This window comes from Pseudomonas sp. GM48 (assembly GCF_000282335.1).
Classification (GTDB): domain Bacteria; phylum Pseudomonadota; class Gammaproteobacteria; order Pseudomonadales; family Pseudomonadaceae; genus Aquipseudomonas.
The window spans coordinates 1-6,043 of sequence record NZ_AKJM01000119.1; the positions used below are offsets into that span (position 1 = coordinate 1).

Annotated in this window: 5 protein-coding genes; 3 read left to right on the top strand and 2 right to left on the bottom strand. The window is 57.9% G+C overall.

Going from position 1 to position 6,043, the window contains the following annotated elements:
- Window positions 1-486: 486 nt before the first annotated feature.
- The 3 genes from PMI28_RS06995 to PMI28_RS06985 are packed head-to-tail and all read left to right on the top strand — an operon-like array spanning window position 487 to window position 3,889.
- The gene (locus tag PMI28_RS06995; protein WP_007990101.1) at window positions 487-1,581 is read left to right on the top strand and encodes an alpha/beta hydrolase; all 1,095 of its coding nucleotides are present in this window, start codon (window positions 487-489) and stop codon (window positions 1,579-1,581) included.
- Between the two features lie 60 nt (window positions 1,582-1,641).
- Entirely contained in the window at window positions 1,642-2,697 is a 1,056-nt protein-coding gene (locus tag PMI28_RS06990) for an alpha/beta hydrolase (RefSeq protein ID WP_007990103.1), read from the top strand.
- Between the two features lie 19 nt (window positions 2,698-2,716).
- The gene (locus tag PMI28_RS06985; RefSeq protein WP_007990105.1) at window positions 2,717-3,889 is read left to right on the top strand and encodes a (R)-mandelonitrile lyase; all 1,173 of its coding nucleotides are present in this window, start codon (window positions 2,717-2,719) and stop codon (window positions 3,887-3,889) included.
- Here the strand turns inward: PMI28_RS06985 and PMI28_RS06980 are convergent.
- On the bottom strand, window positions 3,877-4,770 hold the full coding sequence (locus tag PMI28_RS06980) for a LysR family transcriptional regulator (RefSeq protein ID WP_007990107.1): 894 nt from the start codon (window positions 4,768-4,770) through the stop codon (window positions 3,877-3,879). The two genes, PMI28_RS06985 and PMI28_RS06980, sit on opposite strands and share 13 nt — an antisense overlap.
- 123 nt (window positions 4,771-4,893) lie before the next feature.
- Window positions 4,894-5,610, bottom strand: coding sequence for an eCIS core domain-containing protein (locus tag PMI28_RS31200; protein ID WP_007990109.1), 717 nt, complete (start codon window positions 5,608-5,610; stop codon window positions 4,894-4,896).
- Between the last annotated feature and the right edge of the window lie 433 nt (window positions 5,611-6,043).

The following is a 6,043-nucleotide window of genomic DNA, read 5'->3' on the forward strand; positions in this document are numbered from 1 at the left end:
GATTTTACGACTGCTTCGCAGCCGAACGCCGCCTCGCGGGCTCGGCAGCTGCTACAAAGATGTCGCGGCTGAAACTGTTTAACTGACTGGCATCAGGCTTAGGCTTCTTTTTTCGTCCCGACAATTTCTTTCGGAGTTTGCTCGCGGCCGCATCCGGGCTTTGCTCGTAGCCGTTTGCAGATAGATGACGCATTGCCGGACCCGTACATTTCTCCTCAATCGATCGAGACGAGGAGAAGTACTCTTGCCGTTGACTGATACGGCCGTTCGCCACGCCAAAAACCTCGGAAAAAATTACAGCCTCTTGCTGCCTGTCAAGAAAGGCTGCAACCGACCCAACTCTGCCACTTCCGCAGGTGGCGAACTTTCCGTTTTACGAATCGAACTTATATGAATCTGGTATTAGTGCTATGTGATTGGCGCGCTTTATCGATTAATCGTTGAAAGGTAATTTGCTTCTCGGCGATATCAAATCGAGGGCAAACCATGATTCAGTGCTTCATCCGCCAATGCATGCCTGCCGCTGCAAAGGCCGGCAGTCTTTGTTTCGCGTTAGGCGCCAGTGTGTTTGTCAGCGCTGACGATCACGCCCCGTTGATCATCAAAGATCAGGGCAGCCTCATTGCCGGCGGTGGGTTGATCACCCAGCCGGGAACCTTCGACCCCTACAAACCGATGACGCCCGATGGCCAGACCTATCACGGCGACCATGTGTATGCGTTCTATCAGGTTCCCGTCGGCGCTCGTCCGCTGCCGATTCTCATGTTGCATGGCGCGGGGCAGTCCGCGAAATCCTGGGAGACAACGGCCGACGGCCGTGAAGGGTTCCAGAATATTTTCCTGCGGCGAGGATTCTCCACGTACCTGATCGACCAGCCGCGCCGTGGCGATGCGGGACGCAGCCTGGTTGAAATGACGATCAAACCAGTGCCGGATGAGCAGCTTTGGTTCAATCAATTCCGCATCGGCCTGTGGCCCGAGAGCTTCGAAGGCAGCCAGTTTCCACGTGGGCCGGCGGCGCTGGAGCAGTTCTTTCGGTCGATGACGCCCAACACCGGGCCTTACGACATTGACGTGGTATCCAATGGCGTTTCCGCTCTGCTGGAAAAGACGGGGCCGGCCATTTTGTTTACCCATTCACAGGGTGGCGGCCCCGGTTGGCTGGCGGCAATCAAAAACCCTAACGTGCGGGCCATCGTAGCGTTCGAACCGGGCAGCAGTTTCGTGTTTCCAGAGGGCGAGGTGCCCGCGCCGATTGCCAGTGCGTTCGACACGCTCTCGGCTCAGGCCGTATCGGCGGAACAGTTCAAGGCGCTGGCCCAAATCCCCATCGTTATTTTCTATGGCGACAACATCCCCGACCAACCGGTTCGGTTGCCGGCCCAGGACAGTTGGCGTGCGCGGCTCGAGATGGCGCGCCTGTGGCGCGATACGGTGAACCGCCATGGCGGTGACGTCACGCTCGTTCATCTGCCGGAGATCGGTATCAAGGGCAATAGCCACTTTCCTTTTTCGGACATGAACAACGTCGAAATCGCTGATCTGGTTTCGCGGTTTCTCGCTGAAAAAAATCTGGATTGACCAGGCGCGTGGCGATATCGGCCACCCCTCTCACAAACTTGAAATGTCAGGAGTATTCCTATGATGCGAACCACGCTGAAGGCCACGTTGATGGCTGCCATGATCGGGATGTCGGGCGTCGAAGCCGAGGCTGCGGACTACAAGCAGAATCCGTTCACTTTGACCTACGGTGGAGCGCTGACCAGGAACGAACCGGGCAAGGTCAATATCCATCCGGTCACCTACAAACTTGGTGGCCTGGACATTGCCGCCAACGTGTACACCCCGGCGAACTATGATGCGGCGAAAAAATACCCGGTCGTCGTCGTGGCACACCCCAATGGCGGGGTGAAGGAGCAGGTCGCGGGCCTGTATGCCCAGCGTCTGGCAGATCAGGGCTACATCACGATCACGGCGGATGCGGCGTATCAAGGGGCCAGTGGTGGTGAGCCGCGCAATGTGGACAAACCGGCGCATCGCATCGAAGACATCCATGGCATGGCTGACTTCATTGCCGGCTATCCCGGCGTCGACAGCAAGCGTCTGGGCTTGCTGGGTATTTGCGGTGGTGGCGGTTATTCATTGGCGGCGGCGCAAACCGACAAGCGCTTCCAGTCGATTGCGACCTTGAGTATGTTCAACTCCGGGCTGGTTCGCCGTAATGGCTACCAGGATTCGCAGCTGTCGACGATCCAGGAGCGCTTGCAGCAGGCGTCGGCGGCCCGCGCCCAGGAAGCGACGGGTGGCGAAGTTCTCTACGTCGGTGATGTCAAGCTGACCGATGAACAGATTGCCAAGCTGCCGTTTGATCTATATCGACAGGGCTTCGAGTATTACGGCAAGACCCACGCTCACCCCAACTCGACTTTCCGTTACACCCGGAGCAGCTTGATGGACCTGATGAGCTTCGATGCCACGGATCAGATCGAGCTGATCGACAAGCCGTTGCTGATGATCGCGGGCAGCAAGGCCGACAGCCTTTATATGTCGCAACAAGTCTTTGCCAAGGCCACCGGTACCCAGGACAAAAAACTTTTCATCATCGATGGCGCGACGCATATCGATACCTATTGGGTGCCTGCGTATGTGGACGTCGCAATGGGCCAGTTGACCGCGTTTTACGCCAGAACGCTGTGACTTGAAGGGGTACGTGCTCATGAAGAACACCTTGATAGGCATCGCGGTGTGCGCCGCGGCCCCCTTTGCCGACGCCGCCGGTGCGGACAATGCCACTGAGTCCCGGACCGCGCAGCAGATCAGCCGGGCGGGTAGTCAGGCTGCGGTTACGGGAGCTACGGATTATTTCACCGGGCGAGTACGCGTCGATCCCTTGTTTCCCGCCACGAACGAGATCAATGCTTCCGGCGCTTATGTCAGCTTCGAACCGGGCGCGCGCTCGGCCTGGCATACCCACCCCGCAGGGCAACGATTGGTGGTGACTTCCGGCGTGGGACGGGTTCAGGAATGGGGCAAGCCGATGCAGGAAATCCGTCCGGGTGACGTGATCGTCTGCCCTCCGGGTGTCAAGCACTGGCATGGCGCCGCGCCGACGAGCGCCATGACGCACCTGGCTGTGACTGGCTCGGTGGATGGCAAGAGTGTGCATTGGCTGGAAAAAGTGACTGACGAGCAATACAACGCCCAAGGTTTGGTGGCACCGAAAGCCGAGCCTGCGACCCAACCGGTTTCCGAGACGCTGTCCGCCAGGCAGCAGGCCATCCCGTTGATGGCCGCCGCCATGGCCACGAGCAACATGTCCGGGCTCAATGCCGCGTTGAATCAGGGGCTGGATGCGGGGCTGGCGGTGAGCGAGGCGAAGGAAATTCTGGTGCAACTCTATGCCTACAGTGGTTTTCCACGCAGTCTCAATGCGCTCGGCGAGCTGATGAGCGTGGTCGAGGCACGCAAGCAACGCGGCGTTCAGGACGATCCGGGGCGCGAGCCCGGTCGGGTCATTCCTGTCGGCGATGAACTCCTGGCGGCGGGCAAAGCCAATCAGACGCGAATCGCCGGTGCACCGGTCCAGGGCCCGTTGTTCGACTTCGTTCCGGTCATCAACCAGTACTTGCAGGCGCATCTGTTCGGCGACATCTTCGAGCGCGACAACCTGGACTGGCAAAGTCGTGAGCTGGCCACCGTCGCTGCTTTAGCCGTCACTCCCGGTGTCGAACCGCAACTGCGCTCGCACATGGCTGCCAGCCTGCGGGTCGGCCTGACTGCTGCGCAGTTGCGTCAGCTGGTTCAACTGCTGGCTGACCAAGGTGATGCTGCCGCGGCCAAGCGTGCTGGTGAAGCGCTGGCTAGCGTCCTGGCGAATCAGCCCAAGTAGCGCAGGGTTTCACGCAGCAAGGTGAAGGCCGGTGAACTCTGGCGCCGGCTCGGATAATAGAGGTGGTAGCCAGAGAATGGTTCGCACCAGTCTGTGAGCACGCGAACCAATCGTCCCTGCGCTATATGCTCCAGCACCAGGTCCTCCGGCATATAGGCCAGTCCCAGTCCCTGCAGGGCCGCTTCCAGGCGCATGGCGATGTTGTTGAATACCAGCTGGCCTTCGACCCGTACTTTCAGTTCCTGCCCGTCTTTCTCGAACTCCCAGAGAAACAGGCCGCCGTAAGTCGGCATGCGCAGGGTGATGCAGTTGTGCACCATGAGGTCACTCGGGATGACCGGTCTGGGATATCGGGTGAAATACGCCGGGGAGCCAACCACCGCCATGCGCATGTCAGGGCCGATGCGCATCGCGATCATGTCCTTCGCCACTTGCTGACCCAGCCGTACGCCAGCGTCGAAACCCTCCGCCACAATGTCGGTAAGGCCATAGTCGACGATGATTTCGATATTGAGATCGGGATTATCGGGCAGCAACTTGGCTAGCACTGGATGCAACAGCGTGATCGCCGCGTGCTCACCTGCCGTGATGCGCAATTTGCCGGCCGGTTTGTCGCGGAACTCGCTGAGCAACGCCAGCTCGCTATCGATTTCTTCAAACCGCGGGGCGATCACCCGCAGTAAATGCTCGCCGGCTTCGGTGGGGGAGACGCTTCGAGTGGTGCGAGCAAGTAACCTGATCCCCAGTCGCTCCTCCAGCTGACGCATCGCCCGGCTCAAGGCCGGTTGAGACATGCCGAGCCTGGCGGCGGCGCGGGTGAAGCTGCGCTCTTGGGCTACGGCCGAGAAGATCGCGAGTTGGTCGTAGCTTTCGACGGTCATTTATACGCCCCTGTTATGAACAGTTTGCGATTATGCCATCCGTGCGATTGATCGTCCGGTTGAATCCACAACCGTTTCAAGTCACTCACCCATGACTGCCCGACCAGGGTTAACCTGTTGAGCTCAAGGATTTCGAGGAGGCTCTGGCTGGGCTGCGCCGGCTCTTAGCGCTCTGGATACCTGGGTTTGAATCGCGTAAGCAGGCGTCTCGACGGCTGTGTAATCTCGGGTATAGCGAGTGGCAAACTCGTGAACGCCCCATTGCAGGTACTGCTGCACGTGTTTGAGTTCATGTGCCCACAGCGCGACATTGTTAAGCGCATCATCGGGACTTCGAAAGACGATGATGTCTATGAGGGTGACAGCACTTACATCGGGATTCTGCATCATTGTGTGTGCGGCGTTCAGCTCCACGTCATCGCCTACCTTATAGCGGGCCGAATCGAGCACCTGAATGTCATAGAAGGGTTCGAGTTGGGCTCGGATATTCAGCGGGATTGTTCGAATATCGCCAGTTGCCGCGGTGTTGCGCGATTGCTCAATCCAACTCTGTAATCCAGAGGCCGCCATTTGGTTCATGTTTTTGAAGATCGTCCCAATTTCCTCCTTGGAGCCCGGAGCACAAAAACAAGCGACCATGCAGACTTGGTACTGCCCTCCTGGGCAGGCCAAAACAAAAGACGAAGTGCCAGCGGAAAAGAGCAGTATCGCTAAGCGGAAAGTTTGACGCAAAAAGACAGCTAACAATTGGTTCTCCCAAAGGCAATGGCGGTCGGCAGGTGATACTTTGGGCATCTCGCGCCCGTTGTCCGGCACGTGTTGGACCGCTGCGACTGCCATTCGATTCCCTGGGTACCACAGCTTTTTCAGGCCCTTGCCAGCAATGCCTGGCGTGCGTTCACCGGCGGGTGAGCATGACGATGTGGTCTGGGTTCTCTGCTGCCCTGATGTTTTGTACGGACCTTGGAAGTTTTCATAGTGGCAACCCAGGCTCCTTAGGTAGGGAAAAGAATTTTTAGACGGGGGTTGACCACGTGTTTTAATCCTGTATTATTCGCCTCCCGCTAACGAGCAGTTTGATGCTGAGTTTGGCTTAAGTAATTGATTTTGTTAAAAAAATCATGCGCTTTTAAGGGTGTTATTTGAGAGCGTGTGCTGTATAGTGCGCGCCTCGGTTGAGACGAAAGCTCTTAACCAACCGCTCTTTAACAACTGAATCAAGCAATTCGTGTGGGTGCTTGTGGAGTCAGACTGCTAGTCAACAGATTATCAG

Excerpts from the sequence above, each read along its gene's own strand:
- PMI28_RS06995 (WP_007990101.1), top strand. The coding sequence starts at position 487 with ATGATTCAGTGCTTCATCCGCCAATGCATGCCTGCCGCTGCAAAGGCC.
- PMI28_RS06990 (WP_007990103.1), top strand. The coding sequence starts at position 1,642 with ATGATGCGAACCACGCTGAAGGCCACGTTGATGGCTGCCATGATCGGG.
- PMI28_RS06985 (WP_007990105.1), top strand. The coding sequence starts at position 2,717 with ATGAAGAACACCTTGATAGGCATCGCGGTGTGCGCCGCGGCCCCCTTT.
- PMI28_RS31200 (WP_007990109.1), bottom strand. The coding sequence starts at position 5,610 with ATGGCAGTCGCAGCGGTCCAACACGTGCCGGACAACGGGCGCGAGATG.
- PMI28_RS06980 (WP_007990107.1), bottom strand. The coding sequence starts at position 4,770 with ATGACCGTCGAAAGCTACGACCAACTCGCGATCTTCTCGGCCGTAGCC.